At 60.6% G+C, this 25,470-nt stretch carries 18 protein-coding genes, 1 tRNA gene and 1 riboswitch; of the genes, 17 read left to right on the top strand and 2 right to left on the bottom strand.

The annotated features are described in order from the left end of the window. Positions 1 to 12: 12 nt before the first annotated feature. The 5 genes from SGRAN_RS11945 to SGRAN_RS11925 are packed head-to-tail and all read left to right on the top strand — an operon-like array spanning position 13 to position 5,458. On the top strand, positions 13 to 1,032 hold the full coding sequence (locus SGRAN_RS11945) for an NAD-dependent epimerase/dehydratase family protein (protein ID WP_067183916.1): 1,020 nt from the start codon (positions 13 to 15) through the stop codon (positions 1,030 to 1,032). Further along, a complete protein-coding gene (gene tviB / locus SGRAN_RS11940; protein WP_067183913.1) occupies positions 1,029 to 2,342 on the top strand; it encodes a Vi polysaccharide biosynthesis UDP-N-acetylglucosamine C-6 dehydrogenase TviB in 1,314 nt (437 codons plus the stop codon). The genes SGRAN_RS11945 and tviB overlap by 4 nt, the downstream gene beginning before the upstream one ends. A gap of 28 nt (positions 2,343 to 2,370) precedes the next feature. Beyond that, a complete protein-coding gene (locus tag SGRAN_RS11935) occupies positions 2,371 to 3,702 on the top strand; it encodes an oligosaccharide flippase family protein (RefSeq protein WP_082737227.1) in 1,332 nt (443 codons plus the stop codon). Next, the gene (locus SGRAN_RS11930) at positions 3,699 to 4,532 is read left to right on the top strand and encodes an FkbM family methyltransferase (RefSeq protein WP_082737226.1); all 834 of its coding nucleotides are present in this window, start codon (positions 3,699 to 3,701) and stop codon (positions 4,530 to 4,532) included. The genes SGRAN_RS11935 and SGRAN_RS11930 overlap by 4 nt, the downstream gene beginning before the upstream one ends. A 2-nt stretch (positions 4,533 to 4,534) precedes the next feature. Next, positions 4,535 to 5,458 (top strand): glycosyltransferase family 2 protein, encoded by a 924-nt coding sequence (locus SGRAN_RS11925; RefSeq protein ID WP_067183906.1) that lies wholly within the window; start codon positions 4,535 to 4,537, stop codon positions 5,456 to 5,458. On the opposite strand, the gene SGRAN_RS11920 is transcribed toward SGRAN_RS11925, so the two are convergent. Beyond that, complete coding sequence (locus SGRAN_RS11920) at positions 5,434 to 6,564, bottom strand: glycosyltransferase (RefSeq protein ID WP_082737225.1); 1,131 nt, start codon at positions 6,562 to 6,564, stop codon at positions 5,434 to 5,436. The two genes, SGRAN_RS11925 and SGRAN_RS11920, sit on opposite strands and share 25 nt — an antisense overlap. A 1,066-nt stretch (positions 6,565 to 7,630) precedes the next feature. Here SGRAN_RS11920 and SGRAN_RS11915 point away from each other — a divergent pair. The 9 genes from SGRAN_RS11915 (at position 7,631) to SGRAN_RS11875 (ending at position 22,745) form a co-directional block, all read left to right on the top strand. Next, on the top strand, positions 7,631 to 8,785 hold the full coding sequence (locus SGRAN_RS11915) for a glycosyltransferase (RefSeq protein ID WP_082737224.1): 1,155 nt from the start codon (positions 7,631 to 7,633) through the stop codon (positions 8,783 to 8,785). Beyond that, the gene (gene asnB / locus SGRAN_RS11910; protein ID WP_067183900.1) at positions 8,785 to 10,722 is read left to right on the top strand and encodes an asparagine synthase (glutamine-hydrolyzing); all 1,938 of its coding nucleotides are present in this window, start codon (positions 8,785 to 8,787) and stop codon (positions 10,720 to 10,722) included. Before SGRAN_RS11915 ends, asnB begins: the two co-directional genes overlap by 1 nt. 84 nt (positions 10,723 to 10,806) lie before the next feature. Further along, on the top strand, positions 10,807 to 12,018 hold the full coding sequence (locus SGRAN_RS11905; RefSeq protein WP_082737223.1) for a glycosyltransferase family 4 protein: 1,212 nt from the start codon (positions 10,807 to 10,809) through the stop codon (positions 12,016 to 12,018). 311 nt (positions 12,019 to 12,329) lie between these two features. Beyond that, positions 12,330 to 13,529, top strand: coding sequence for a sugar transferase (locus tag SGRAN_RS23150; RefSeq protein ID WP_311880703.1), 1,200 nt, complete (start codon positions 12,330 to 12,332; stop codon positions 13,527 to 13,529). Between the two features lie 99 nt (positions 13,530 to 13,628). Continuing rightward, positions 13,629 to 15,092, top strand: a complete 1,464-nt coding sequence (locus tag SGRAN_RS11895) for a protein adenylyltransferase SelO (protein ID WP_067183893.1) — start codon at positions 13,629 to 13,631, stop codon at positions 15,090 to 15,092. Positions 15,093 to 15,307: 215 nt separating this feature from the next. Next, positions 15,308 to 17,530, top strand: a complete 2,223-nt coding sequence (locus tag SGRAN_RS11890; RefSeq protein ID WP_067183891.1) for an autotransporter assembly complex protein TamA — start codon at positions 15,308 to 15,310, stop codon at positions 17,528 to 17,530. Further along, positions 17,530 to 21,756, top strand: coding sequence for a translocation/assembly module TamB domain-containing protein (locus tag SGRAN_RS11885; RefSeq protein ID WP_067183888.1), 4,227 nt, complete (start codon positions 17,530 to 17,532; stop codon positions 21,754 to 21,756). Before SGRAN_RS11890 ends, SGRAN_RS11885 begins: the two co-directional genes overlap by 1 nt. Continuing rightward, entirely contained in the window at positions 21,756 to 21,995 is a 240-nt protein-coding gene (locus tag SGRAN_RS11880; RefSeq protein ID WP_067183885.1) for a hypothetical protein, read from the top strand. Before SGRAN_RS11885 ends, SGRAN_RS11880 begins: the two co-directional genes overlap by 1 nt. After that, a riboswitch (yybP-ykoY riboswitch) is annotated at positions 21,972 to 22,074 on the top strand. Its footprint overlaps the gene before it by 24 nt. A gap of 98 nt (positions 22,075 to 22,172) precedes the next feature. Continuing rightward, complete coding sequence (locus SGRAN_RS11875; protein WP_067183883.1) at positions 22,173 to 22,745, top strand: TMEM165/GDT1 family protein; 573 nt, start codon at positions 22,173 to 22,175, stop codon at positions 22,743 to 22,745. On the opposite strand, the gene galE is transcribed toward SGRAN_RS11875, so the two are convergent. Continuing rightward, the gene (gene galE, locus SGRAN_RS11870; RefSeq protein WP_067183881.1) at positions 22,742 to 23,758 is read right to left on the bottom strand and encodes a UDP-glucose 4-epimerase GalE; all 1,017 of its coding nucleotides are present in this window, start codon (positions 23,756 to 23,758) and stop codon (positions 22,742 to 22,744) included. The genes SGRAN_RS11875 and galE overlap by 4 nt on opposite strands. Positions 23,759 to 23,994: 236 nt before the next feature. Here galE and SGRAN_RS11865 point away from each other — a divergent pair. The 3 genes from SGRAN_RS11865 to SGRAN_RS11855 all read left to right on the top strand — a co-directional run bounded on the left by SGRAN_RS11865 (position 23,995) and on the right by SGRAN_RS11855 (position 25,089). Continuing rightward, positions 23,995 to 24,070: transfer RNA gene (locus SGRAN_RS11865), tRNA-Lys, on the top strand. Positions 24,071 to 24,441: 371 nt separating this feature from the next. Beyond that, a complete protein-coding gene (locus SGRAN_RS11860) occupies positions 24,442 to 24,771 on the top strand; it encodes a type II toxin-antitoxin system RelE/ParE family toxin (RefSeq protein ID WP_067183878.1) in 330 nt (109 codons plus the stop codon). A gap of 9 nt (positions 24,772 to 24,780) precedes the next feature. Next, a complete protein-coding gene (locus tag SGRAN_RS11855; protein WP_067183876.1) occupies positions 24,781 to 25,089 on the top strand; it encodes a helix-turn-helix domain-containing protein in 309 nt (102 codons plus the stop codon). Positions 25,090 to 25,470: the final 381 nt, after the last annotated feature.

Below are 25,470 nucleotides of genomic sequence, written 5' to 3'. Positions count from 1 at the left end.
AGATTGGAGTAGATGGTGCGCCGCAAGATTTTTGTCACCGGGACCGCCGGTTTTATTGGCTTTCATCTCGCTAGGCTGTTGCTCGCCGAGGGGTATGAGGTGTGCGGCTTTGACGGGATGACCGATTATTACGACGTCGAACTGAAGCGACGGCGGCATCAGATACTGCTGCAGAACCAGCATTTCCAGGCTGTCGAAGCGATGCTGGAGGATCGGGATGGCATCGACGGCGTGATCGATGATTTCCGGCCGGATGTGATCGTACATCTTGCCGCGCAAGCTGGCGTGCGATACTCGCTGGAAAATCCGCACGCTTATATCTCTGCCAACGTGGTCGGCACCTTCAACGTGATGGAGGCGGCGAGGCGCAATTCGGTGGGGCATTTGCTGATGGCATCCACCTCGTCGGTTTACGGTGCCAATGACGATATGCCTTTTACTGAGACCGAAAAGGCGGACACGCAACTGACCATCTATGCGGCGACGAAGAAAGCCACGGAATCGATGGCGCACGCTCATGCTCATCTGTGGAATGTGCCGACCACCATGTTTCGCTTCTTCACGGTTTACGGACCATGGGGACGCCCTGACATGGCGCTATATAAATTCGTCGATGCGATGCTCGATGGTCGCCCGATCGACTTGTACAACGGCGGGAACATGTATCGCGATTTTACCTATGTCGACGATCTGGTCCGAGGCATCCGACTGCTGATCGACGCTGTGCCGCAGCGGCCAGCGGACGCGTCGGATATAGAAGAGGGTGACAGCCTGTCGCCGGTCGCCCCGTTTCGCATCGTTAATATTGGAAATAACGACAAGGTGCGGTTGCTCGATTTCGTGGCCGCGATCGAGGAATCCCTGGGCATGAAGGCAAAGCATAACCTGATGCCGATGCAAATGGGTGACGTTCCGGCGACTTGGGCTGACGCCGGCCTGCTTGAACGTCTGACCGGATACCGCCCGCAAACCGATTTTCGTGTCGGCGTCGCGCAGTTCGTCGCTTGGTATAGGGATTATTTCCGCAAATGACCGATATCGACGCCGGCTCCGATCAAGCTGCGCTACCCGATTTCGATGCCGCGAGGATCGCGGTGATCGGACTCGGCTATGTCGGGCTACCGCTGGCGGTGGAATTCGGCCGCCAGCGGCTTGTCACCGGTTTCGACATCAACGTGGGTCGTATCACCGCACTGCGGAGCGGGCGCGACGATACGCTGGAAACCACGGCGACCGAACTGGCGGCAGCGGATCGGCTGACCTTTTCGCACGATATCGACGATCTTGCCGATGCGAACGTTTATATCGTGACAGTTCCGACGCCGATCGACCGGCACAAGCGGCCTGATCTTACGCCGCTGATCAAGGCGTCGGAAAGTGTCGGGCGAGTCCTGAAGCGCGGCGATATCGTCATCTACGAAAGTACTGTTTATCCGGGATGCACCGAGGAGGATTGTGTTCCAATCCTGGAGCGCGAAAGCGGGCTGCGGTTCAACCGGGATTTCTTTTGCGGTTACAGTCCCGAACGGATCAATCCGGGCGACAAGGAACATCGGCTGCCGACAATCCGCAAGGTGACGAGCGGATCGACGCCGGAAGTCGCACGGTGGATCGACCGGCTTTATGGCCAGATTATCACCGCCGGCACCTTCATGGCGCAAAGCATCAAGGTGGCTGAGGCGGCGAAGGTGATCGAAAACACCCAGCGCGACTTGAATATCGCGCTGATGAATGAATTGGCGATCATCTTCGGGCGGTTGGGGATCGATACGCAGGCCGTGCTGGCGGCGGCGGGTACCAAGTGGAATTTCTTGAACTTCACTCCCGGCCTTGTCGGCGGACACTGCATCGGCGTCGATCCCTATTATCTGACGCACAAGGCGCAGGCGGTCGGCTATCATCCCGAAGTCATCCTGGCGGGACGCCGGGTCAACGACGGGATGGGGAATTATATCGCCAGTCAGATCGTGCGCCTGATGATCAAGCGCACCCTGCCAGTGCAGGGCGCGCGTATCTTGGTGCTTGGACTGGCGTTCAAGGAGAATTGTCCCGACATCCGCAATACCCGCGTCGTCGACGTCGTGTCCGAACTCATGGAATATGGCGTCAAGGTCGATGTGTATGATCCTTGGGTTGATGCTGCGAACGCGCAGCATGAATATGGCATCGACCTCACTGATCATCCGGCGGCAGGCGAATATGACGCCGTAGTGCTGGCAGTGGGACATCGCGAATTTGCCGAGAACGGAAGCGCGGCGCTGCGCGCGTTTGGGAAGCCGGATTCGATTCTTGTCGACGTGAAAGGTATATTGCCTCTCGCCGAGAGCGATTTACGCTTGTAGATCGACGACGAGCTTACGATCGATACCGATGCAATTGCGCGCATTCATACAACAAGCGGCGGGAGTAGGCGCGGTAAGCCTGTTGGACCGCGCGGTGGCGGTCGGCCTGGGGATCGTTTTCGCGCGCTGGCTCGGCCCCGCAGAATTCGGCGCCTATTCTTTCGTCATTGCCGCGGTGGGGCTGCTGCTGTTGCCGGCGAGACTTGGCCTGCCTGAATTGTTGACGCGCGATATCGCCGCGGCACGTGGGCGCGACATGGCGGTCGATATCCGCGACACAATCCGGAAGGGATATCTGCTGGTCGGCCTAGCGGCGCTGGTGATCGTTGCGATCGGCCAGCTGGTGCTGCAGTTTCTTCCGCCGACCTCGCTCAATCGGTTGATGAAGATCGGCCTCTGGCTGATTTTTCCGACGGTTTTTTTCGAAGTGACGATCGGCGTGCTTCGCGGCCTTGGCCGGACTCTTGCGTTCCAATTCTATGGCACGCTGCTTTTGTCGCTGGTGACGCTGCTTGTTAGTGCCGCCGTGATGTTGGCGACGGGGCGCTATTATGCAGAAATAGCGGTCGAAGCGCGTTTTTTGGCCGTTTTTTTTATGTTGTCAGTCGCCTGCATTCACCTGTGGTCGCTTTTGCGCGGTCAGGAGATTCCGAACAGCGGTATAAAACGCGGTGGCGGAATGCTCGTGCGCACCGGGCTCGGATTCATGGTGAATGCGCTTGTGTATATGGCGCTGATGCGGGTCGATCTGTTGATGCTGGGGCTGATCGCCAATGAAGAGGCGGTCGGCCTCTATCGCGTCGCCGTGGAAGGCGGACTGCTCGTGGCGTTCGCATATGGCGCGGCGACGACGGTGCTCGCTCCCGAATATGCGCGCTTGTATGCAGCGGAGGATCATGAGAAACTGCAGCGACTGGTTCGGCAAACAGCTCGATTGATCATGGCGGCGGGCGTGTTTGCCGCTGTCCCGCTTATCTTTTTTTCAAAGCAGATCATAACGCTGGTTTTCGGCGTTGACTATGCCGGTGCCGGTCTGGCGCTTTCGGTGCTCGCGATGGGCCATTTCATCACCTTCTTTTTTGGCGATCCCATATACTTATTGAATATGACGGGTCATCATAATCGAATTACGGCGCTGGTCGGGATGGGGCTTGCGATATCGGTGGTTCTCTGCCTCGCGCTCATCCCGCCTTTCGGCGTAGTGGGAGCTAGCTTGGCGGCATCGATCGCGCTGGTCAGCTATCGTGCGCTTGCGTTCCGGGCTGTGTACAGGACGATCGGAATCAATTGTGCAGTTTTCGGGCCGGTTCCCGACAGGGCACTTGCTGCAACCTTCAGAACAGATGTGGAACAGGCATGAAAATCTCGCAAATCGTCAAAAGACTGGGAGAAGAGCGGCAGCCTGTTCGGTTCTTGGCGTCACGCATACTGGCGCGGACGGGGGCGGCCGAAAGGTTAGGGTTGCAGATTCGCCGCCGCGGCTATCAACTTCATTTCTTCAATACGGCCCTTTCGATGAACCTGTGGCTTTACGCGCAGGAACGATCGGACGACGTCAATATCATCCAGTCGCTGTTGGCGCCTGGCGGAATCTATGTCGATATCGGCGCCAACATTGGAGATCTCGTTCTCGCGGGCGCCCAGGCCGTCGGGGCCAACGGTAGAGTCTTTGCATTCGAAGCGCACCCTCGGATTTTCGGATTGATGTCGCAAAATGTGCGCCTGAATCAGCGGACTAATATCCATCCCGTGAATGCCGCTTGCGGTTCGGAATTCGGTTGGACGCAGTTCAGCGATATGCGGTCCGACGACATGAATCAGATCGGCAAGGGTGATATCGTCGTGCCGGTCATCCCGGCGCAATATCTTTTACCTGAAGCGGATATCGATTTGATCAAGATTGACGTCGAGGGTTTTGAATTGTTCGTGCTCAAGGGGCTGGAGAAATCCTTGGGACGCACACGTCACCTACTCATCGAGGTAGGTGACGCTCATTTTGAGCAATTCGGTTACCGTTATGCCGACATCCATCAACTGCTGACCGCACAGGGCTTTACCATTTTCGCCCAGGACAAGGCGAAGGGAGACTATGGCTGGCATCTGGTTGTCGATGGCGACCATCCGTTCCCGCTTGTCCAGAACGTCGTGGCGTCGCGTGATCCACAGGTACGGCAGTTGCTAGCCCAATAGTCATGGCCACACCTCTCTTCACGATTTTCACCCCAACCTATAATCGCGCGCATACGCTGCCACGCGTATACGAAAGCATTACCGCGCAGACATTTCGCGATTTCGAATGGGTCGTCGTCGATGACGGCTCAACCGACAACAGCGCCGAACTGATCGCCGGCTGGGCTGCGGAAGCGGATTTCCCCATCCGCTACTTCCATCAGACGAATGGCCACAAGAAAACGGCCTTCAATCATGGCGTCCGCGAGGCGCGGGGCGAATTGTTTCTCTGTTGGGACAGCGACGACACGGCGCCCGCGGACGCGCTTCGGATATTTCACGATCGTTGGAACAGCATTCCTGAGGCGGAACGCGGGGCTTATGTCGGCGTCACGGGACTGTGCATCGACGAACAGGGGGTGATCGTGGGGGACAGCTATCCGACCGATCCTTATGACAGCGACACCTTGTCCTCGACGCTCGGCGATGGCATTGGCGGAGAAAAATGGGGGTTTCAGCGAACGGCTGTGCTGCGCGAATATCCTTTTCCCGAGTTTATCGAGGGGCTAGTCGGCGAAGGCCTGATCTGGAACGCCATCGCCCGCAAATATCGCACCCGTTATGTCAACGATGTCGTTCGTATATATCATATAGAGCAGGATTCGCTGATCCACAGCCGGAAGACGGTCGCGAAGATGCGGGGCGTGGCTGAGGGGCAATGTTTTGCTGCCGCGGATTTTGCCGATCATGAGTGGCGGTGGTTTTTCCGGGCGCCGATCAAGGTGCTGAAGGTTGCGGCGAATCATGGCCGTTTTTCTTTACACCTGCGCCGCGGCGGCGGTTCTGTTCGCCATTCGCCCCGGACGTTTCCCGGACGCTTTCTGGCATTGCTGGCGTGGCCGATTGGATTCGTCGCCTTTCTTTATGATGAGCTGGGATCGTCCTGACGCGCCGTGGCGGATGCAAACAGCCGTTGCCATTGGTCCAGAATCGCCTCCCGCGAATAAAGTTCGACGACTTCGCGCGCGGACGCGGCGAGCACAGCCCGCCGTTCCGGATGCAGGCCTAGGTCGCAAAGGCTCGCGGCCAGACGCTCGACATGCCGATTGTCCGGCAGCAGGATCGCCCGCTGCCCGGCGTCGCTCAATTGCGCGGGCCCCGTCTTTACGTCGAATACGACGGATGCGGTGCCATGGGCCATCGCCTCGAGCAAGCTGTTGGGAAAGCCTTCGTAGCTGGACGTCATCGCATATATGTCCGCCCGCTCGTACCACTGGCGCAGATTGCCCGCGAAGCCGGGCAGCAATATGCGGCTTTCCAGCCCCCTGGCCGGCAATTCGCTTCGGATGCGGTCGCGAAGCGGCCCGTCGCCCAGCATGACCAGTTTCCAGCCCGGCAACGATCCGGCGGCGGCGGCGAAGGCGTCCACCATGACGCTGGGCCGCTTCGCGTCATCCATCCGCCCCACCCACAGGACTAAACGGTCCGGCGTTTCCAGATGATCTGCGATCGGTATCGCCGGGTCGGTATCCTTCATGGGAAGGATGACCGGATTGGGCAAGATCGCGATTTCAGTGCGCGGCGCGCGCGCGCGCATCCAGTCGGCGGTCGCCCGCGTCTGGGCAACGAGCGCGGCGGCGAACGGATAAGTCAGGCGGCGGAGCAGGCGATAGGAAAGGGGCAGGGGCGGGGACAGACCGGGCGGATAGGTCCGTTCGCAGGCAATGACCGGAATCCCTGTTCCTCCTGCCGCTAGCAGGGCCGCGACATTTACATGGGACATGAATGAAAGGATGACATCAGGATTCGCTGCCTTTATGATGGCGCGCAATGCCCTCAATCGGGTTATTTTTCCCGCATTTTCGCCGACTGCATCGGAGAGGAATTCAAGATGGACGCCGGCGGAGAGAGGATAGACGCATTCCCCCCGCCCGGAAAATGTCGGCATCAGCGTGACGTCATGGCCCTTGGCATCCCAAGCATTGGCCAGCAAGGCGGCGACCCGCTCCGCGCCGCCACCTTCCATTGAAGAAGTCAGGAAAAGAATTTTCATTACAGGTCTCCGTGGAATTCTTAATTATCAGAAGGCAGTGTCGCCTAGAATGACCATACGTCCACCTAGCTATCAAGTTTACACGACGCATTATAAGAATTTCTGGCTGGCATCATTGCTTGTCGGCTTGATATCGCTAATCCCATGGGTTGATATAATTCTTGATAAATACAATGCTATATTATGGGATCGCGAAGTTTACATTCAAATAATAACATCAGGCGACTCCCTGTTTAGTTATTTTAATTATGATGATATATTATCATATTTTACGTTCGAATATACTTGGCAAAGTATAATTTACTTTATTCAAAATGGACAATTTCCGTTTCAATATGAATCTTTTTTTCAGTTTATAAGTACGTCTTTTTTGGTTACTTCTTCTCTAATAGTTTACCGGCGTGGCGGGCTGTTGGCATTGTCGCTAATGGTAAATCCTTTAATTTTTGACCTTGCATATTCACAGCTTCGGACAGCGTTGGCGATATGCATAATTAATATTGTATACCTTGTAAGGCCGAGCTCCAAGATATTATCTTCTGCTCTATGCATATTTTCAGTATCAATTCATACGGCAATGTCGATATTTTTATCAATTTATTACTTATGTGTATCCACGTCAGAGAAGGGAGGGATTTTCTCGAAATGGTCATTGGAAATGCGCCTTCTTATTATAGTAGGGGCGGGGGCATTTGTAGGAATACTAATTGGTCCGTTTCGGGAATTCGTCCTAAGTTCGGTGAATGATCGACGTGCCGAATATATCGAAATGTCTAGTAGTCCTTTGTATCTAAGTTTCTGGATTATTTTATTTTTTCTATTCATGATAAATTATAAAGATATTTTTAAAAAGCATGGAGGGAAGATTTTCCTTATTTATTCTTTCTCTGGTTACGGTAAACTTGTTTACATCGTCTTATTCGGTAAGATTTCTTGCATTGTCATATCCGTATATATTGGCAACTATTCTAACCTGTAGGCCAGGACTAAAGCATTTCTCGCTAACCCTTTTGATAATTTATATGGCTGCCCAATGGTTTTTTTACATATCGGGATTGGGGTCTAGGTGAAGACTGATTGCTCCCAGCGAATTCTGCACATTATAACCGGCCTTGAAACCGGCGGCGCGGAGCGGTCGCTGGTGAACCTGCTCGCCGGAACGCTGCCGGGCGAGGGCGACCGCGCGCATGTCGTGTCGCTCGGCGGCAGGGGTCATTATGCGCCGGTCCTGGAGGCGCACGGCGTCCCCGTCGATTCGCTGGGCATTGGGGAAGGCGTCTCGCTGGCATCTGCGGTTCGGCATCTGCGGCGGATCGTGCGGCGGGCCCGGCCCGAACTGATCCAGGGCTGGATGTATCACGGCAGCCTGGCGGCCTCGGTCGCCGGCATGTTCGCCGGCCGCCGGGTTCCGGTCGCGTGGAATATCCGCCAGTCCCTCTACGACATCGGCACCGAAAAGACCGGCACTCGGTGGGTGATCCGCGCCCTCACCCGATTGTCGCGGCGGCCCCGCGCCATCGTCTACAACAGCCACCAAGCGCGCGCGCACCATGAAGATTTCGGTTTCGCGCCGGCGCGCGGGGTGGTGATCGTCAACGGCTTCGACGCACAGCGCTGGCGTCCCGACGCACAGCGCCGCCGGGCCGTCCGCGGCGCGCTCGGACTTGGCGATGACGACCTGCTGTTGGGTTTTGTCGGGCGCTATCATCCGATCAAGGACGTGCCGACCTTCCTTGATGCCTGCGCGCGCGCGATGGCGGCGGAACGCCGGCTGCACGTCGCGCTGGTCGGCGAAGGGTTGAACGAGGAGAATCCGGCATTGGCGTCCGGTTTCGCGCGTCTGCCGGCAGAGCGGGTCCATATGCTCGGCCGGCGCAGCGATATCGAAGCGGTGATGGCCGCATTTGACCTGTTTTGCCTGTCTTCCGCCAGCGAAGGCTTTCCCAATGTGCTCGGGGAGGCGATGGCGACGGGCCTGCCCTGTATAGCAACCGACGTCGGCGATTGCGCACGGGTTCTGGGTGGGCATGGCCGCATTGTTCCGCCTGGCGATGCCGCCACGATGGCGAATTCCATAAGCGAGATTTGTCAGCTGACGACTGAAGAGCGTCAGGCCATCGGGGCCGCGGCGCGGCAAAGAATCGTCGATAATTATGGCTTTGGCGCCACATTGGATGCCAATAGAGCGCTTTATGATACTCTGACGAAAAGAGACGCTTGATGTGCGGTTTTGCAGGGTTTCTGGATCGGGCCGGTTTCGCCAATGGGGAGGCGATTCTTCAGCGGATGTCCGATACGATCGTCCATCGCGGGCCTGACAGCGAGGGGAGTTGGATCGATGCTGAGGCGGGCATCGCGTTGGCCCATCGACGCCTTGCCATCATCGATGTGACGGCCGCGGGGCATCAACCGATGGTGAGCCCTGACGGTCGTTATGTCTTCACTTATAACGGGGAGGTTTACAATCACCTCGACCTGCGTGCCGAGTTGGAAGCGGAGCAGGGGGCGATAAGCTGGCGCGGCCATTCGGATACCGAAACCATGCTCCATGGCTTTTCCGCATGGGGCATTGTGGAAACGTTGCGGCGCGCGAACGGCATGTTCGCCTTTGCCCTGTGGGATCGCAAGACGCGCAGATTATTTCTCGCGCGCGACCGGATGGGAGAAAAGCCGCTCTATTATGGAGTGCAGGGCGGGACGCTGCTTTTCGGTTCTGAGCTCAAGGCGTTGCGCCAGCATCCGGATTGGCGGGGAGAGATCGATCGCGATGCGCTCACCCTGTTCCTGCGGCACAATTATGTGCCTGGCCCCTATTCCATATTTCAAGGCATTCGCAAGCTGCCGCCCGCCCATTATCTGGAGGTCGGTCCGGAAGACGTCAGACCGGGCGAACCGGTGGCCTTTTGGGACATCGCCGAACGGGCACAGGAAGGAAGAGCGAATCGCTTTTCCGGATCGCCTGAAGAGGCCGTTGATGAGCTTGAACGGCTATTGTCAGACGCGGTCGGTATTCGCATGATGGCGGATGTGCCGCTAGGCGCTTTTCTATCGGGCGGATATGACTCCAGCACAGTCGTTGCCCTGATGCAACGCCAATCGGCGCGCCCGATCAAGACCTTTTCTATCGGCTTTTCCGAAGCTGAGTATGACGAGGCGCACCACGCCAAGCGGGTGGCGGAGCATCTGGGGACCGACCACAGCGAACTTTATGTGACGCCGGCCGACGCGCTGGCGGAAATTCCGGGGTTGCCGCATCATTGGGACGAACCCTTTGCCGATTCTTCGCAGATTCCGACGATGCTGGTCAGCCGCCTTGCGCGACACAAGGTTACGGTTAGTTTGTCGGGAGATGGCGGGGACGAACTTTTTTGCGGCTATAACCGCTATGCTCAGGGTTACGATATCTGGCGCCACTTGGCTGTCATGCCGCGTGGACTGAGGAAATTCGCGGCTGAGGCGCTGCGGAAGACGCCCGCGCGGGCGATAGATGCGACGATGAAACTGGCGCCTGCACGAATCCGCAACATGGCGGTGGGTGACCGATTGCTCAAGCTGGCCGATGTGATCGACACCGACCGGGCGGATGATTTCTATCGTTCGTTGGTATCACATGCCAAACGTCCCGCCGATCTGGTATTGGGCGGAAGGGAACCGGCAACTTTATTGTCGACTTCTGATCCGAACTGGCCCGTGGACGGTGACTTCCGAGAACGCATGATGTATCTCGACATGCGAACCTATCTGCCCGACGACATATTGGTGAAGGTGGATCGCGCCAGCATGGCAGTCAGCTTGGAATCGCGGGTTCCGATGCTCGACCACCGAGTTGTGGAGTTTGCGCTGGCCTTGCCACTGTCCTGTAAATTGCGGCACGGACAAGCGAAATGGCCGCTGCGGCAACTGCTCCACCGCTATGTACCGCGCGCGATGATGGAACGACCCAAGATGGGATTCGGCGTTCCCATCGACCATTGGCTTCGCGGTCCGCTGCGGGACTGGGCCGATGATTTGCTGGCTCCTGATCGACTGAAGCGCGACGGTTTCTTTGATGTCGATTCGATCGTCGGCCTTTGGTCCGACACGCGGAGCGGCCGTCGTCGTCTGCATTATCATGTGTGGGACATACTGATGTTCCAAGCTTGGCTGGACGCACAGTAGAAGCGACGTTGGTCGTGTGGTCCGAATATCGGCAATAATATTGCGTTGAAAGTGGCCGGTAGACCACCTAAGGCCGGGGACGCCATGTTTCTGCCTTTATGGCTGACAGGAAAATCGGATTTGCGATTTCGTCCGGAAACTCGACCTCTGTCGATCGCGATTTTAGCGAACTCTGCGGAGTCGTTGTATAATTTCCGCGGCGACCTGATCCGTTCGCTCGTTGACAATGGGATGCGAGCTTACGCGCTGGCCCCCGATTATGATGCCGTCAGCAAAGCCCGGTTGAGAGATCTTGGCGCTATTCCTATCGACATCCAACTCGATCGCAATGGGACGAATTTGATCCGCGACTTCATTTGCCTGATGGAATTGTGTAAGTTATTTCGCCGCATCCGCCCCGACATCTTCTTCGGTTATTTTATGAAACCGGTCATTTATGGTGGGCTGGCAGCGTGGCTTGCGCGTGTTCCCCGCCGAGTTGTGATGGTTGCTGGTCTTGGATATGTTTTTATCGATAATGATCAAAAACCAGCCCGAAAGCTTCGATTCCTAAGGCTTTTCGTCACGTGGCTTTATTCCCTGGTTTTCCATCGCGTCGATAAAATCATCTTCCAGAATCGCGACGACTTGGCGGTGATGGTTGAAGCCGGCGCCGCGCCCCCCGATAGAGCGGTGTTAATCGATGGCAGCGGGGTCAATCTGGATCGTTTCCAGTCAAAAAATCTTGCGCCTCGGAATGGCCGTCCGTTGACCTTCATATGGACGGGCCGCCTATTGCGCGAGAAGGGCGTCGCGGAACTGGTCGAGGCGACGAGGATCGTCCGCGAACGCGGGCATGACGTCGATGTTTTCGTTGTCGGCGGTCTCGATTCGAACCCCAGTTCTCTACAAGAGAAAGACGTGTCCGCATGGCACAGCGCGGGCGTCATAAACTGGACCGGCAAAGTCGATGATGTTCGTTCATGGCTTGGGCAAGCAGATGTATTTGTTTTGCCGTCTTATTATCGTGAAGGCATACCGCGCAGCACACAGGAAGCGATGGCAATGGGTTTGGCGATCATTACTACCGATGCGCCCGGTTGCCGGGAAACCGTGGAGGACGGCCGAAACGGATTTCTCGTTCCTGTTCGATCGCCGCAGGCCCTCGCCGACGCCATGATCCAATATGCCGAGCAACCAGATTTGGCGGCACGGCACGGTCAGGCCAGTCTTGAACTCGTCGCGAGAAAATTCGATGTGAAGATCATCAACCGGAAGATGCTGGAGTTTTTAATTCCTGCCACGTCGCCCGAATAATTGTCGCTTTGGCCGAACTTTTCATCGGTTGCCAGAGTTGGCATATCTATATGTCGACCGGATAGGCAGGCATCGCTCTGCCGGAATGGATCGGGGAGTGGATTTGTGGCATCGGTTCAGGACGCACACGGGTTGATTTCCGGCTCCCGAAATCGTTTTGCAAATCTATGAGGCAAAAGGCCGAACATGAAAGCCCGTTTATCGTGAAGGCTGTAGAACATCCGATCCGAAGCAGACGATCCTGGTCCTTCGCGCTAGGCTCGTTTCGAATACAATTGTTGCTTTGCTTGGGGCTCGGTCTCCTGTTGCCGGTGTCCATCTACGCCTTTTATGTCTTCGGCAATTGGGGCGCGGTCATCGCGAATGTCGCAGCGCGTAATTCGGTTATCGCGGGGGCTATCGCAACGCTGGTCGGCGTGATCGTTGTCCGCAAGTTGGGCGAATTCCCCGGAACCATCGGCGCAAGCTATATTTTTCCGGCCTTTGCCGCGACGTATAGCATTGTGGTGGCAACCATCCTGTTCGCCCGCGCGCCCTACAGCGGCATTCTTCTGTTCCTGATATTTTCCGCCAGCCTGGTCACACGGTTTGCAATCGGCGCATTGGAACAGCGGTCCGACAAAAGGCTGTATTTCCTGGTGCCGGGCGGAGGTATCGAACGGATCAGGCGCGACTTGGAAGTCCCCTGCATCATGCTGACCAGCCCGCAACTGCCACATCAACCCGGTGCGATTATCGTTGCCGATCTGCACCACGATCATTCGGCCGAATGGGAGCGGGCGTTCGCGACGGCGGCGCTACGCGGCATCGGCGTCTATCATTATAAGCAGGTGTGGGAAGCGCAGACCGGCATGGTCCGCATCGAGAAATTGTCAGAAAACAGCCTCGGGTCGCTGATTCCCAGCAATTCCTATGCGAAGATGAAACGGCTGATCGACGTTGTCCTGACAGTATTTATCCTGCCGTTTCTGCTGGTGCCCCTGTTGGTCGCCGCCGTACTGATACGGCTGGACTCGCCGGGGCCGGTTTTTTTTCGTCAAGAGCGCATCGGCTATCGCGGCCGGCCATTCGACGTCCTGAAATTCCGCACCATGCGGATTTCGACGCCCGCCGCGGCAGACGACGATCCGGTGCACCGGGCGATCACCCGGGACGGCGACGATCGGATCACACGCGTCGGCCGTTTTCTTCGCCAGACTCGGATCGACGAATTGCCTCAGCTTTATAATATCTTGCGTGGCGAGATGAGTTGGATCGGCCCGCGCCCGGAAGCCCGGCCGCTGTCCGAGTGGTATGAACGCGAGATTCCCTTTTATTCCTATCGCCATATCGTGCGCCCTGGCGTCACGGGCTGGGCGCAGGTGAACCAGGGGCATGTTGCCGGGATCAGTGAAGTGCATGACAAGCTGCGCTTCGATTTTTATTACATAAAGAACTTCTCGATGTGGATCGAACTGGTGATCCTGTTCAAGACCGTGCTAGTCGTAATTCGTGGATTTGGCGCGAAATAGGGCAGGCATCGCCAGCCCTGTCCGGCGATCGCAATCGCCAGAACTTGCGACGGGCAGAACATGCAATCGTCCTGAAGCTAGCGGCCGGAGGAGCCGTCCATGGATTTCGCTTTCGACAATAGCTTCTATGTCACGATGAAGGGTTTTTACGCCGCGGCCGAGGTGGCGGCTCCGCTGGCGCCGAAACTGCTAGCGTTCAACGACGATCTTGCAAAGCGGCTGGGTCTGCCGGTAGCGGGTGCCGGCGAAGACGATTTGGCGCGTATTCTTTCCGGGCAGAAGCTTCCAGATGGCGCCAACCTGCTCGCATTCGCCTATGCCGGGCATCAATTCGGCCATTTCTCGCCGCAACTGGGCGATGGCCGCGCGCTGCTGCTCGGCGAAATCGTCGCGCCCGATGGCGCGCGTTTCGATATTCAGCTCAAGGGATCGGGGCCGACGCCATTTTCCCGCAATGGCGACGGCAAGGCGGCAATCGGGCCGGTGCTGCGCGAATATCTGGTGTCGGAGGCGATGGCGGCGATGGGGGTGCCGACGACGCGGTCGCTCGCCGCGGTGGCGACCGGTGACCGCGTGCAGCGGGAGCGGGCGCATCCGGGTGCGGTGCTGACCCGCGTCGCTAGTAGCCATATCCGCGTCGGCACCTTCCAATTCTTCGCCGCGCATTACGGTGCGGACCATGTGATCCGTCTTTCGGACTACAGCATTAACCGCCATTTCCCTGACCTTGCCGATGCCGCGAACCCGCATATCGCGCTACTCGACCGGGTAATCGGACTGCAATGCGACCTTGTCGCGCACTGGCTGGGCGTCGGCTTCATCCACGGCGTGATGAATACCGATAACATCGCGATCTCGGGCGAGACGCTCGATTATGGTCCGTGCGCCTTCATGGACCGTTTCGCTGTGAACACCGTCTTCAGTTCGATCGACGTCAACGGCCGCTATGCCTATGGGCGGCAGCCGCAAATCATGCACTGGAACATGGCACGCTTCGCCGAAGCGCTGCTACCGGCGATTCATGCTGTCGACCCGGTGGATGTCGAGCAGGCGAAGGCGATCGTCGCGGCGGTTCCCGAACGCTTCCGCGAAGCATGGTTCGCACGGATGCGCGCGAAGCTGGGTTTGGTCGCTAGTAGCGAGACCGACGCCGACCTGTTCGACGGCCTGTTCGATGCGCTCGAGCGGCACTCGGTCGATTTCACGTCTTTCTTCCGGGCGCTCGCGATGCTGCTGCGCGGTGACGACGCGCCGCTGTCGGCGCTGCTTCCCCAGCGCGATGGCATGGCGTCCTGGATCGACAACTGGCGCAAGCGGATCGACCTCGCGACGGTCGATCTGATGGAGCGCGCGGCGGCGATGGATGCGGTGAACCCGCTGTATATCCCGCGCAACCACCTCGTCGAGGCGGCGCTTGAAGCGGCCGAAGCGGGCGACATGGGGCCGTGGCGGGATTTGCTGGAAGTCGTTCGTCATCCCTTCGAGAGCCGTGACGATTGGGAAGTCTATGCGCAGCCGGCGCCCGAAACCTTTGGTCCCTATACGACCTTTTGCGGAACCTGACCCGTTTCGGCTCGTTAGGGGAACAGGCCGCCAGCAACCGGGAAAGCCGTTCGACATGAAGATGCCGTATCGGGATCAGTCCCGTCGCAAAATCCGGTTGCGCCGGTTCGCGGGGCAAGCCACAAGTGCGCATCGGTTGTGAACAGATGCAAATTCCGGAAAAATCTCGAAAATCAGGTGACATAAAAGGAGCGCGCTGGGCGCTGACCCTTTCCGTGTCGCTATGGGGCGTCATCGCGGGCAGCGCGGTGGCCGCGCAACAGGCCGAAGCGCCGTCCGTGCCGCCAGCAGAGGCCGATGAAGCCGACGGCAAGGATATTGCAGCCCCTGCGCCCCCGCCGCCCGGAGCGTCTTTGCCGCAGGTCGAGCCGATCATCGAAGACGAAGAGTTCCAAAAGGCCATCCCCCCGATCGGCGCCGAGGATGATCCTGAGCTCGACCGTCCGCTCGAATCGATCGCGGAATTCGAGCGCCGGCAGGCGGCCAAGGAACGGCAGGAGGGTGAAGATGCGGCCGTTCCGGTGGCGGGCGGTACGCCGGTTCCCGCGCTCGCCGACGGTGATACGGCTGAAGCGATCGGCGATGCGCCGATCAGCGACAGCGAACTCGCCGCACCGCTTCCCCCGCTCGACAGCTTCAACGTCGAACCCGTGCAATTCGCCGAATCCGAGCCCGACCGCGACGATGTGAAGATCCGATACAAGGTGGAGGTCAACGGCCTGGTCGTGGCGGACGAGTCCACTGACATCGATCTGGCCGACCTGTTTCACGACCTGTCGGCGCTCTACGATGGCGACGGCGAAGCTGCGAATGGTGCCATGATCCGCGCGCGCCTGTCCGCCGATGCCGAACTGATGCAGCGCATCCTTGCATCGGAAGGCTATTACGACGCCGTCGTCGATACGCGGATCGACCGCAGCGGACGCGAACGGGGTGACCCGCTGAAAGCGGTTGTCGATGTGACGCCGGGCGTTCGTTACAAATTTTCGGAAATCACGATCAAGGCCGACCCGACGGTGCCGCCGCGGCTGATCGACGATAATTTCCCATTGAAGGTCGGCGAACCCATCGTCGCCGAGCGGGTGCAGGGGGCGGAAGCGGCGATCGCGCTCAAATTGCCGCAGGAAGGCTATCCCTTCGCCAAGGTCGAACAGCGCGACATATTGCTCGATGGCGCGACTGGCGAAGGCGCCTATACACTGCCGGTCGAGATCGGCCCGCGCGCGCGATTCGGTGGTTTCGAGACGACCGGCGACCTGGCTTTTGATGCCGAGCATGTCGCGGTGCTTTCGCGCTTCGAACGCGGCGATCTTTACGACAGCCGGATGGTCGACGATCTGCGCCAGGCGATGGTCGCCTCGGGCCTTTTCTCGACAGTAGCGGTCGAGCCGCAACGCACCGGCGAGAGCGCCGGCGACGACACCGAATATGTGACGATGATGGTGACGCAACAGGCCGGTCCACCGCGTACGCTGGCGGCGAGCGCGGGCTATGGAACCGGCGAGGGCATCCGGCTGGAGGGGAGTTGGATGCATCGCAACCTTTTCCCGCCCGAAGGCGCGCTGATCGTGCGCGGCGTTGCCGGGACGCAGGAGCAGGGGTTGGGCGTTACCTTCCGCCGTTCGAACGCCGGGCGCCGCGACAAGACCTTTGAGCTGGTCGCTGAGGCGACGCGCAGCGACTATAATGCATTCGAGGCGCTGACCGGGCGGGTCGGCGTGCGCTGGAGCTATGATTCGACGCCGTTGTGGCAGAAGCGATGGACCTATGCCTATGGTGCCGAACTGATCGCGACGAGCGAGGATGATTATGATTTCACACGCGGCGCCCGCAACCGCGATTTCTACACGATATTCGGCCTGACCGGGCAGATCGGGATGGACCGGACCGACAGCCTGCTCGATCCGACCAAGGGTTTCCGCATCACCGCGCTCGTCCAGCCCGAAGGCTCCATGCGTGGGCACTTCTCTCCCTATGCGCGCGTGCGCCTCGACGCGAGCGGTTATTATCCCGTGACCGATAACATCGTGCTCGCCGGGCGGGTGCGCGTCGGTTCGATCATGGGCGCGGCGCGCGAGCGACTGGCACCGTCGCGGCGCTTCTATGCCGGCGGCGGCGGATCGGTGCGTGGTTTCGGCTATCAGCAGCTCGGGCCGAAAGATCCGAACCTCGATCCGATAGGCGGTCGCAGCCTCAACGAGGCGGCGGTTGAGGCGCGCTATCGCTTCGGCAACTTCGGTGTCGTCGGCTTCGTCGACGCTGGACAGGTCTATCGCGGCTCGACCCCGACCTTTTCCGACATGCGTTTTGGCGCCGGGATCGGCGCGCGTTATTACACCAATTTCGGACCGATGCGGATCGACGTCGCAACGCCGATCAACCGCCAACCGGGTGAAGCGCGGATCAGCGTTTATGTCTCGATCGGGCAGGCCTTCTGATGGCGGGAGAAGCGGCGCCTGTTGAAGCCGGGTCGGCACAGACGCGAACGAGCCGGCCGTGGCGCATCGCGCGCGGGGTCGGCATCACACTGCTCGGGATCGTCGCGCTGCTGGCGTTGTTCCTCATCGGATTGAACAGCGACGCCGGGCGGCGCTTCGTCGTCACCCAGATCGAGAAATATGAATTCGAAAACGGAATGAAGATCGGCATCGGCCGGCTCGACGGATCGCTCTACAGCCAGATGATCGTGCGCGATTTTTCGTTATCCGACCCCAAGGGGCGTTTTCTGACCTCGCCCGAATTGCGGATCGACTGGCGGCCCTTCGCTTATCTGGCGAACCATGTCGACGTCCGGTCGGCGTCGGCCAAGATCATCACGGTTCAGCGCCTGCCCGAGTTCAAGCCGGTTCCCGACACCGGCGAGCCGCTGCTGCCCGACATCGATATCGATGTCGGGCGCCTGTCGGTCGATCGCATCGTCTTTGCGCCGGCCGTGGCAGGGGAACGGCAGGAGGCTCGACTCGCCGGCAAGATTGCGATCGCCGACCGGCGCGCACTGGTGCAGGCCGATGCCGAGACGATCGGAGCGAATGGCAAGGGCGACGCGCTGAAGCTGCTGCTCGACGCGATTCCGGACAAGAACCGGCTGGCGATGACGCTCGACCTCACCGCGCCGCAGGGCGGCGTGCTCGTGGCGATGGGCGGGTTCGAAGAGCCGCTCGTCGCACGGCTCGACGGGCGCGGCGACTGGAAGGCGTGGAATGGCAATCTGACCGCCGATCTCGGCACGGGGCCGCTGGCGCGCATCGCGCTGTCGGCGCGCGACGGCACGTTCGCGGCGAAAGGGACGACGCAGGCTTCGCGCCTGTTCGACGGCCCGGCCGCATCGCTGCTGGGAGCGCAGACCGACCTCGACGTGACGGCGCGCCTGGCCGAGCGCAAGGCCGATCTCGATGCACGCGTCGCATCCGAGGCGTTTCGGCTGGGGATCAGCGGCGGCGTCGATCTCGGCGCCAATCGCTATGAGGCCTTGCAACTTGCGTTCGTGCTGTTGCGGCCGGGTGCGTTGGCCCCGGCGGTACGCGGCAACGACGTGCGCGCGACAGCGCGGCTCGACGGCGCCTTCGCGCTGCCGACCGTCGATTATCAGGCAAGCGCCAAGGCGTTGGCTGTCAACGATATCGTCGTCGAATCGCTGAACCTCTCCGGCAAGGCGCGCGTCGATGCGGACCAGATATTGATTCCCGTCGCCGGGCGCGCCGCGCGCATCCGCGGGCTCGACACGGTTGCCGGAGGAACGCTCGTTTCGGTACGGCTCGACGGCGATCTCGCCTATGCGGACGGGCGCATCCTCAGCGACAATCTGCGCCTGCGTTCGCCGCGCATCGATGCCAAGGCCATCATCGTCGCCGACATGAACCGCGGCTTCTACACCGGCGCGATCGACGGGCGGGTCAACGATTACCGGATCGAAAGCGTCGGTATCTTCGATATCGACACCGACGCCGACCTCAAGACGGCGCCCGGCGGCGGTTTCGAAATCGCGGGCAGGGTGCGCGCGCGCTCGACGCGGCTCTTCAATTCTGGCGTGCGCGACTTGCTCGGCGGCAATGCGGTGGCGACCAGCGACGTGCGTTATGGCACCGATGGTGTCGTCCGTTTCGCCAACCTGCGACTGACGTCGCCGCTGCTGAGAGTCGTCAGCGGGCAGGGAAGCTACGCCCCCGACGGGCGCGTCCAACTCAGCGCGCGCGCGGATTCGCGCGAATATGGCCCGCTCGGTCTCCAGCTTGCCGGAACGATCAGCGATCCACGCGCGACGCTGACCGCGAAGCGCCCCGGGCTGGGCATCGGTCTCGCCGACCTCGAAGCGCGGATCACGGGAGCGCCGAAGGGCTATCGCCTGGCCGCGAAGGGCACGACCGATTATGGCCCGCTGTCGGCCGATGTCGTGCTGCTCACCGCCGCCGGGCCGCTGACTATCGACGTCGAACGCGCCGACCTGTCGGGCATCGGCATGACGGGCCGCCTTGTCCAGAGCGCGGCGGGACCGTTCACCGGCCAGCTCGACGCGGCAGGGCAGGGGCTTGGCGGAATCATCCGGCTGAGCGCCGACGGCAAATATCAGGCGGCATCGGTCAATTTGCGCGCGAACAACGTCGTTCTGCCCGGACCTGCGCGGCTTGCGGTCGGCTCGGCGATCGTCGACGCCGACGTCACCCTCTATGACCAGCCGCGCGTGATCGCCGACATTCAGCTTGCCGACACGCGTATCCGCGAATTCGACATCGCGGTTGGGCGCGTGAAGATCGATTATCGCGATGGCCGCGGTAAGGCGCAGGCGCTTGTCGAGGGGACGAGCGGCGTGCCGTTCCGCATCGCCGCCAATGCGGACCTTCAGCCCGAGCTGTGGCGCGCCTCGGTCCAGGGCCGCGCGACCGGCGTCAATTTCCGGACCGTGTTACCCGCGCGCATCGTGCCGGGCAAGGACGGCTATGAACTGTTGCCGACGACGATCGACCTCGGACGTGGCAGCAGCGCGCGTGTCGCGGGACGCTTTGGAGAGGGCATCATGCTCCAGAGCCGGCTCGACCGCGTCAACATGGCACTGCTCAACGCCATCTACCCCGATATGGGGCTGGGCGGCCACGCGACCGGCAGTCTCGACTTCGCGCAGGCGAATGCCGACGCCTTTCCGCGCGCCGATGCCCGGCTGACGATCAACGACTTCACCCGTACCAGCGCCGCATCGGTGAGCCAGCCGGTCGACGTCAACTTCGTCGGCAAACTGCTCCCCGATGGCGGGGAGGCGCGGGCGGTGATGCGCAAGCGCGGCACCGTGATCGGACGCCTGCAAGCCTCGCTGCGGCCGCTCGGGCCAGAGGTCGGCCCGTGGACGACCCGTTTGCAGGCGGCGCCGCTCGGTGGCGGGCTGCGCTACAACGGGCCGGCGGATACGCTCTATTCCTTCTTCGGGCCCGCCGATCAGGGGGTTTCCGGTCCGATCGCCGTTGCCGCCGATTTCAGCTGTCGCGTCGCCGACCCCTGCCTCAACGGCGTCATACGCGGCAAGGACATGGTCTATGAGAACCAGACCTATGGTACGCGGCTGACCAACATGGCGGTCAACGGCCGCTTCACCGGCAACCGTCTCGAAATCGAAGACCTCGCCGCGACGGCGGGTGACGGCACCGTCAAGGCCAAGGGGTTCGTCAGCCTCGCCGCGGCGGACGGTTACCCGATGCATATCGAGGCGACGCTCGACAATGCGCGTCTCGCGCGCAGCGACAATATCGCGGCGCGGGCAACGGGCAATCTGACGCTCGACAAGGTCGCGGGCCAGACCGCGCTCCTGTCGGGGGACCTGCGCCTTCCCGAAACCCGCTATCGCATCGTACGCGAAGGGGCGGCGAGCGTCCCGGTGCTGACCGGCGTGCGCCGGAAACCCCCGGCGGGCCGGCGCCGTATCAGCGGCGACGGGCTCGCGGCCGCAGGCGGCAGCCTGTTCGACCTGATCCGCCTCGATATCCGCTTGCGCGCGGGCGACGAGGTTTATGTCAGCGGCATGGGACTCGAGTCCGAATGGCAGGCCGACATCACGCTCAAGGGCACGACGCAGGCGCCGCGCGTGACGGGCGACATCGAACTGGTACGCGGTACGCTGGGCTTCGCCGGGCGTTCCTTCGACCTGGAGGAAGGGAAAGTGACCTTCCCGACCGGCGATGCCTATGACCCGTCGATCCAGCTTCTCGCCACCGACACGATCGAGACGGTTACGGTGAACGTCAATGTTTCGGGCCGCGCGATGAATCCGCAAGTGACATTTTCCAGCGTTCCCGGCCTGCCGCAGGACGAAATCCTCTCGCGCATCCTGTTCGGCGACTCGATCACCACGCTGTCGCCCTTGCAGGCCGTCCAGCTCGCGGCTTCGCTCAACACGCTGCGTGGCGGCGGCGGAGGGCTCAGCCCGCTCGGAGCCCTGCGATCGGCGACGGGAATCGACCGGTTGCGCGTGCTCGGCCCCGACGACACCGTCGGGCGCGGCACCGCGCTCGCCGCGGGGCAATATATTTCGAAGGACATCTATCTGGAGGTGATCACTGACGCGCGCGGCTATACCGCGACGCAGCTGGAGATCAGCCTGACCCGCGCCCTGTCGCTGCTCAGCCAAGCCGGCGGTTCGGGGCAGTCGAACCTCAGCATCCGCTATCGCAAGGATTATTGATGGCTCGTGCCCTCATGATCCTGCCGCTTCTTCTGCTCGCGGCCTGCGACCGGGAGCCCGATTTCGACACCCGCTACGACGCGGTCGCCAGCGAAATAGAGGCGCGCGCGAAAGCCATGGATGCCGCCGTCGCGGCATCCGAAAAAGCCGCCCGCGCGGCGGGCGAAACGGAAGGGGGCAGTTCCGCCTTGCCAACCGACGACAAGGCGGCTACCCCGCCGCCGTCATCTGGGGAGTAGCCAGCCGTCGATCCGACGGGCCACCGCGTCAACATACTCGGCCGAGAGGTCGTGGCGCGATGGAAGCGGGACACCGCTTGGGCGAGACCAATGGCATCGACCTCACGTCCGGGCCGGGCGGCGGGGTACGATGACCGTTGGAGTTCGCTGCGCCGCCCGGCCCCGGAGTGTCTTTTCATGGAAGCCCTGTTCACCTCGACCGCAGTGGTCGCGCTGGCCGAGATCGGCGACAAAACCCAGCTTCTCGCCATGCTGCTTGCGACGCGCTTTCGACGTCCGCTGCCGATCATATTCGGCATCCTGGTCGCGACACTGGCCAATCACGCGCTCGCCGCACTGCTTGGCGCGCAGGCCGCCGCTTTCCTCGACAGTCCGGTCTTTCGCTACGCGGTCGGCATGTCCTTCATCGCCATGGCGGCGTGGACGCTGATCCCCGACAAACTCGACGACGAAGAGGCGCCGCGGCCGCGTTTCGGCGCGTTCCTGACGACACTGATCGCCTTCTTTCTCGTCGAGATGGGTGACAAGACGCAGATCGCCACCATCGCCCTGGGCGCGCGCTTTCACGACGTTGTCAGCGTGACGGCGGGTACGACTCTCGGCATGATGATCGCCAATGTCCCCGCCATCTTCCTCGGCCACGAATTGCTGAAGCGTATCGACCTCGCCAAGGTGCGGCTGGTCGCCGCTGGCCTGTTCCTGATTATAGGACTGTGGGTTCTTGTGCAGACCGCGGGCTGGATCGGCTAACCGCTGTTGCGCGTCGCCAGCATGCGCTCGAACCGCCAGGCCGATGCGCACATGGCGTCGAGCCCGCGGCTGGCTTGCCAGCCCAGTTCGTCGCGCGCCTTGGCCGGGCTCGCGTAGCAGGTCGCCACGTCGCCCGGGCGGCGCGACGCGATGCGATAGGGGATCGAGACGGCGTTCACGCGCTCGAAGCTGCGGATCATGTCGAGGACCGAATAGCCCTGACCGGTGCCGAGGTTCCAGATCGAGAGCGGCCGGTCGATGGTCGTCAACGCTGCCAGCGCCGCGACATGCCCTTCGGCCAGGTCGACGATATGCACATAATCGCGCACGCCAGTGCCGTCGGCGGTATCGTAATCATCGCCGAACACCGACAGTTCGGGTAGCCGGCCCGCGGCGACACGACTGATGAAGGGCATCAGATTGTTGGGGACGCCGTTCGGATCCTCACCGATCAACGCGCTGTCGTGCGCACCGACCGGGTTGAAATAGCGCAGCACGCCGATGCGCCAGCCGGGATCGGCGGCGGCTATGTCGCCCAGCATCTCCTCGATCATCAGCTTGGTCCGGCCGTAAGGGTTGGTTGCCGATGTCGGATGGGCTTCGTCGAGCGGCAGATATTGCGGCTGGCCGTACACGGTCGCGCTCGATGAGAAGACGAGGCGGCGGACACCGCATTCGGCCATCGCTTCGACGAGGGCCAGCGTCCCGCGCACATTGTTATCGTAATAGAGCATCGGCTTTTCGACCGATTCCCCGACCGCCTTCAGCCCGGCGAAATGCACGACGGCCTCGATGGCATGATCGGTCAGGGCGCGGCGGACGGCCTCCCGGTCGCGAATGTCGCCGACGACCAGCGGAATGCGCGTGCCGGTGATGCTTTCGACCCGCTCGATGGCTTGCGGCCTGCTGTTCGACAGATTGTCGAAACAGACGACCTGATACCCCGCAGCGATCAAGGCGACCGCGCAATGGCTGCCGATATAGCCCGCGCCGCCTGTCAGAAGAACCTTCATCGTGTCTCCATTCGCTCACCGATCCGTGGGAACGAAATCCTCTATACTGGTCAAACGCTAATAGGGATTTCCCATCGCTGAGGAAACTTCCTCATACATCGATGAGAGAAATGCCGGCGTGCCCGTAAAGGATATTGAACAATATTATTGCACGGAGGGTTAGGCCATGATAGCGGGCCGCTCGCTTCGCAGCAAAAGGGTTCCGCCCGCTGCCGGGCGGTGCCGCGAATGGCAACGGGCCCTTAGCTCAGTCGGTAGAGCAACTGACTTTTAATCAGTAGGTCGCTGGTTCGAACCCAGCAGGGCTCACCATAACACCATAATATTAAACGGTTTTATGGGAATTGTGAGCGAGGCAGTTTTCACCTTTCGCTTCTAGGTAACGCACAAGGTAACAACCGGTCGGGTCTTGCTGGCGGTGTCGGCGGTGAAGCGGTCGTTAGCTTCGCCAACTTGGCGAACCTTATCGCGCCCACGTCCGGTAGCGCCGTTGGCCGTCTCCGGGTGCAGCGCCTCATACGCCTCCTTGCGCCGCGCCCATGCTATCGGTGAGCGACAGTCTCCGCCGAAACTAACTAAGCGCGCATATCCGGTGGTGGGCTGGGCAATCAGTGTGGAGCGATCACCGTCTGGCTGATAATCGATACCTTGCATTATATACGGCAATGCCGTATATTCTCTCCATGCAGACGGTGATCGAAACCAATGCCTATCTCTCCGCCGCCAAAGATGCCGGCATGTCCGACGACGAGCGCGCGGCGGTGGTCGACCTGATCGCTGCCAATCCTCAGGCGGGGGAAATTATGCCCGGTTGTGGTGGCGCCCGTAAGCTGCGCTACGCCAAGCCCGGGAAGGGCAAGTCGGGGGGCTATCGCGTCATCACCTATTTCGCGGGTGAGGACGTTCCCGCTTTCTTGCTGACCGTGTTCGGCAAGGGAGAGAAGATTTCGCTATCGCAGGGCGAGCGCAATGCTCTGGCCGCCCTGACAAAGACCCTGAAGAGCACACTGTAGGAGGTATTCATGGCCAAGGGAGCATTCGACAAGATCGCGGCTGGTCTCAACGACGCCATCGCCTTTGCAGAGGGTGACGCCTCGCGGGGGAAGATTGCGGTCGGTCCAGACATCAAGGCGATTCGCGGCAAGGTGAAATTATCGCAGGCCGCCTTTGCGGAAAAACTACATATCAGCGCCGCTACCTTGCGCGATTGGGAGCAGGGACGCCGTATGCCTGAAGGGCCTGCCCGGACGCTACTGGGAATGGTAGAGGTCGATCCGGACGCCGCATTCAAGCTGCTGGCGAAGGTGGCGACACGCGCGAACGCGGCTTGAAGCCATTTGCGCCTTTCGGGCGCAGCATCACGAAATATTCCCGTCGTCATCAGCACGCGCTGCGCGGACCATCTTGTCGAGCGCATTGATGGCAGCGACCTTCCCAGCTCGGGCCGCATCGAACAAGATGCCGATCAATTCGGCCCTCCTCTGAGCGAAACCATCGGCCAACTCCGCGCTGAAATGCTTCCGCATCGTGTCGACATCGATCTTCAGCGCGCGGGCGATGGTCGACCATTTTCCAAAGATGACCTCCCCGCCCCTTGTTGAAACGGTGGCTGCCGCTCAGATGGAAAAGGGCAGCAGCCACCGCGCGCACAGTGCCAATAGGATGGCGCGCACCCGCGACCACGAAACGGGCTTCAATTCGTTCTCACGGCC

The sequence above is a fragment of the Sphingopyxis granuli genome (assembly GCF_001559015.1).
Classification (GTDB): domain Bacteria; phylum Pseudomonadota; class Alphaproteobacteria; order Sphingomonadales; family Sphingomonadaceae; genus Sphingopyxis; species Sphingopyxis granuli.
The sequence above is the reverse complement of the archived record's forward strand: the minus strand, read 5'-3'. Positions and strand labels throughout refer to the sequence as shown.

What these genes read in the sequence shown, in the direction of transcription:
- SGRAN_RS11945 (WP_067183916.1), top strand. Translation starts at nt 13, where the DNA reads ATGGTGCGCCGCAAGATTTTTGTCACCGGGACCGCCGGTTTTATTGGC.
- tviB (WP_067183913.1), top strand. Translation starts at nt 1,029, where the DNA reads ATGACCGATATCGACGCCGGCTCCGATCAAGCTGCGCTACCCGATTTC.
- SGRAN_RS11935 (WP_082737227.1), top strand. Translation starts at nt 2,371, where the DNA reads ATGCAATTGCGCGCATTCATACAACAAGCGGCGGGAGTAGGCGCGGTA.
- SGRAN_RS11930 (WP_082737226.1), top strand. Translation starts at nt 3,699, where the DNA reads ATGAAAATCTCGCAAATCGTCAAAAGACTGGGAGAAGAGCGGCAGCCT.
- SGRAN_RS11925 (WP_067183906.1), top strand. Translation starts at nt 4,535, where the DNA reads ATGGCCACACCTCTCTTCACGATTTTCACCCCAACCTATAATCGCGCG.
- SGRAN_RS11920 (WP_082737225.1), bottom strand. Translation starts at nt 6,564, where the DNA reads ATGAAAATTCTTTTCCTGACTTCTTCAATGGAAGGTGGCGGCGCGGAG.
- asnB (WP_067183900.1), top strand. Translation starts at nt 8,785, where the DNA reads ATGTGCGGTTTTGCAGGGTTTCTGGATCGGGCCGGTTTCGCCAATGGG.
- SGRAN_RS11905 (WP_082737223.1), top strand. Translation starts at nt 10,807, where the DNA reads ATGTTTCTGCCTTTATGGCTGACAGGAAAATCGGATTTGCGATTTCGT.
- SGRAN_RS11895 (WP_067183893.1), top strand. Translation starts at nt 13,629, where the DNA reads ATGGATTTCGCTTTCGACAATAGCTTCTATGTCACGATGAAGGGTTTT.
- SGRAN_RS11885 (WP_067183888.1), top strand. Translation starts at nt 17,530, where the DNA reads ATGGCGGGAGAAGCGGCGCCTGTTGAAGCCGGGTCGGCACAGACGCGA.
- SGRAN_RS11880 (WP_067183885.1), top strand. Translation starts at nt 21,756, where the DNA reads ATGGCTCGTGCCCTCATGATCCTGCCGCTTCTTCTGCTCGCGGCCTGC.
- SGRAN_RS11875 (WP_067183883.1), top strand. Translation starts at nt 22,173, where the DNA reads ATGGAAGCCCTGTTCACCTCGACCGCAGTGGTCGCGCTGGCCGAGATC.
- galE (WP_067183881.1), bottom strand. Translation starts at nt 23,758, where the DNA reads ATGAAGGTTCTTCTGACAGGCGGCGCGGGCTATATCGGCAGCCATTGC.
- SGRAN_RS11860 (WP_067183878.1), top strand. Translation starts at nt 24,442, where the DNA reads ATGCAGACGGTGATCGAAACCAATGCCTATCTCTCCGCCGCCAAAGAT.
- SGRAN_RS11855 (WP_067183876.1), top strand. Translation starts at nt 24,781, where the DNA reads ATGGCCAAGGGAGCATTCGACAAGATCGCGGCTGGTCTCAACGACGCC.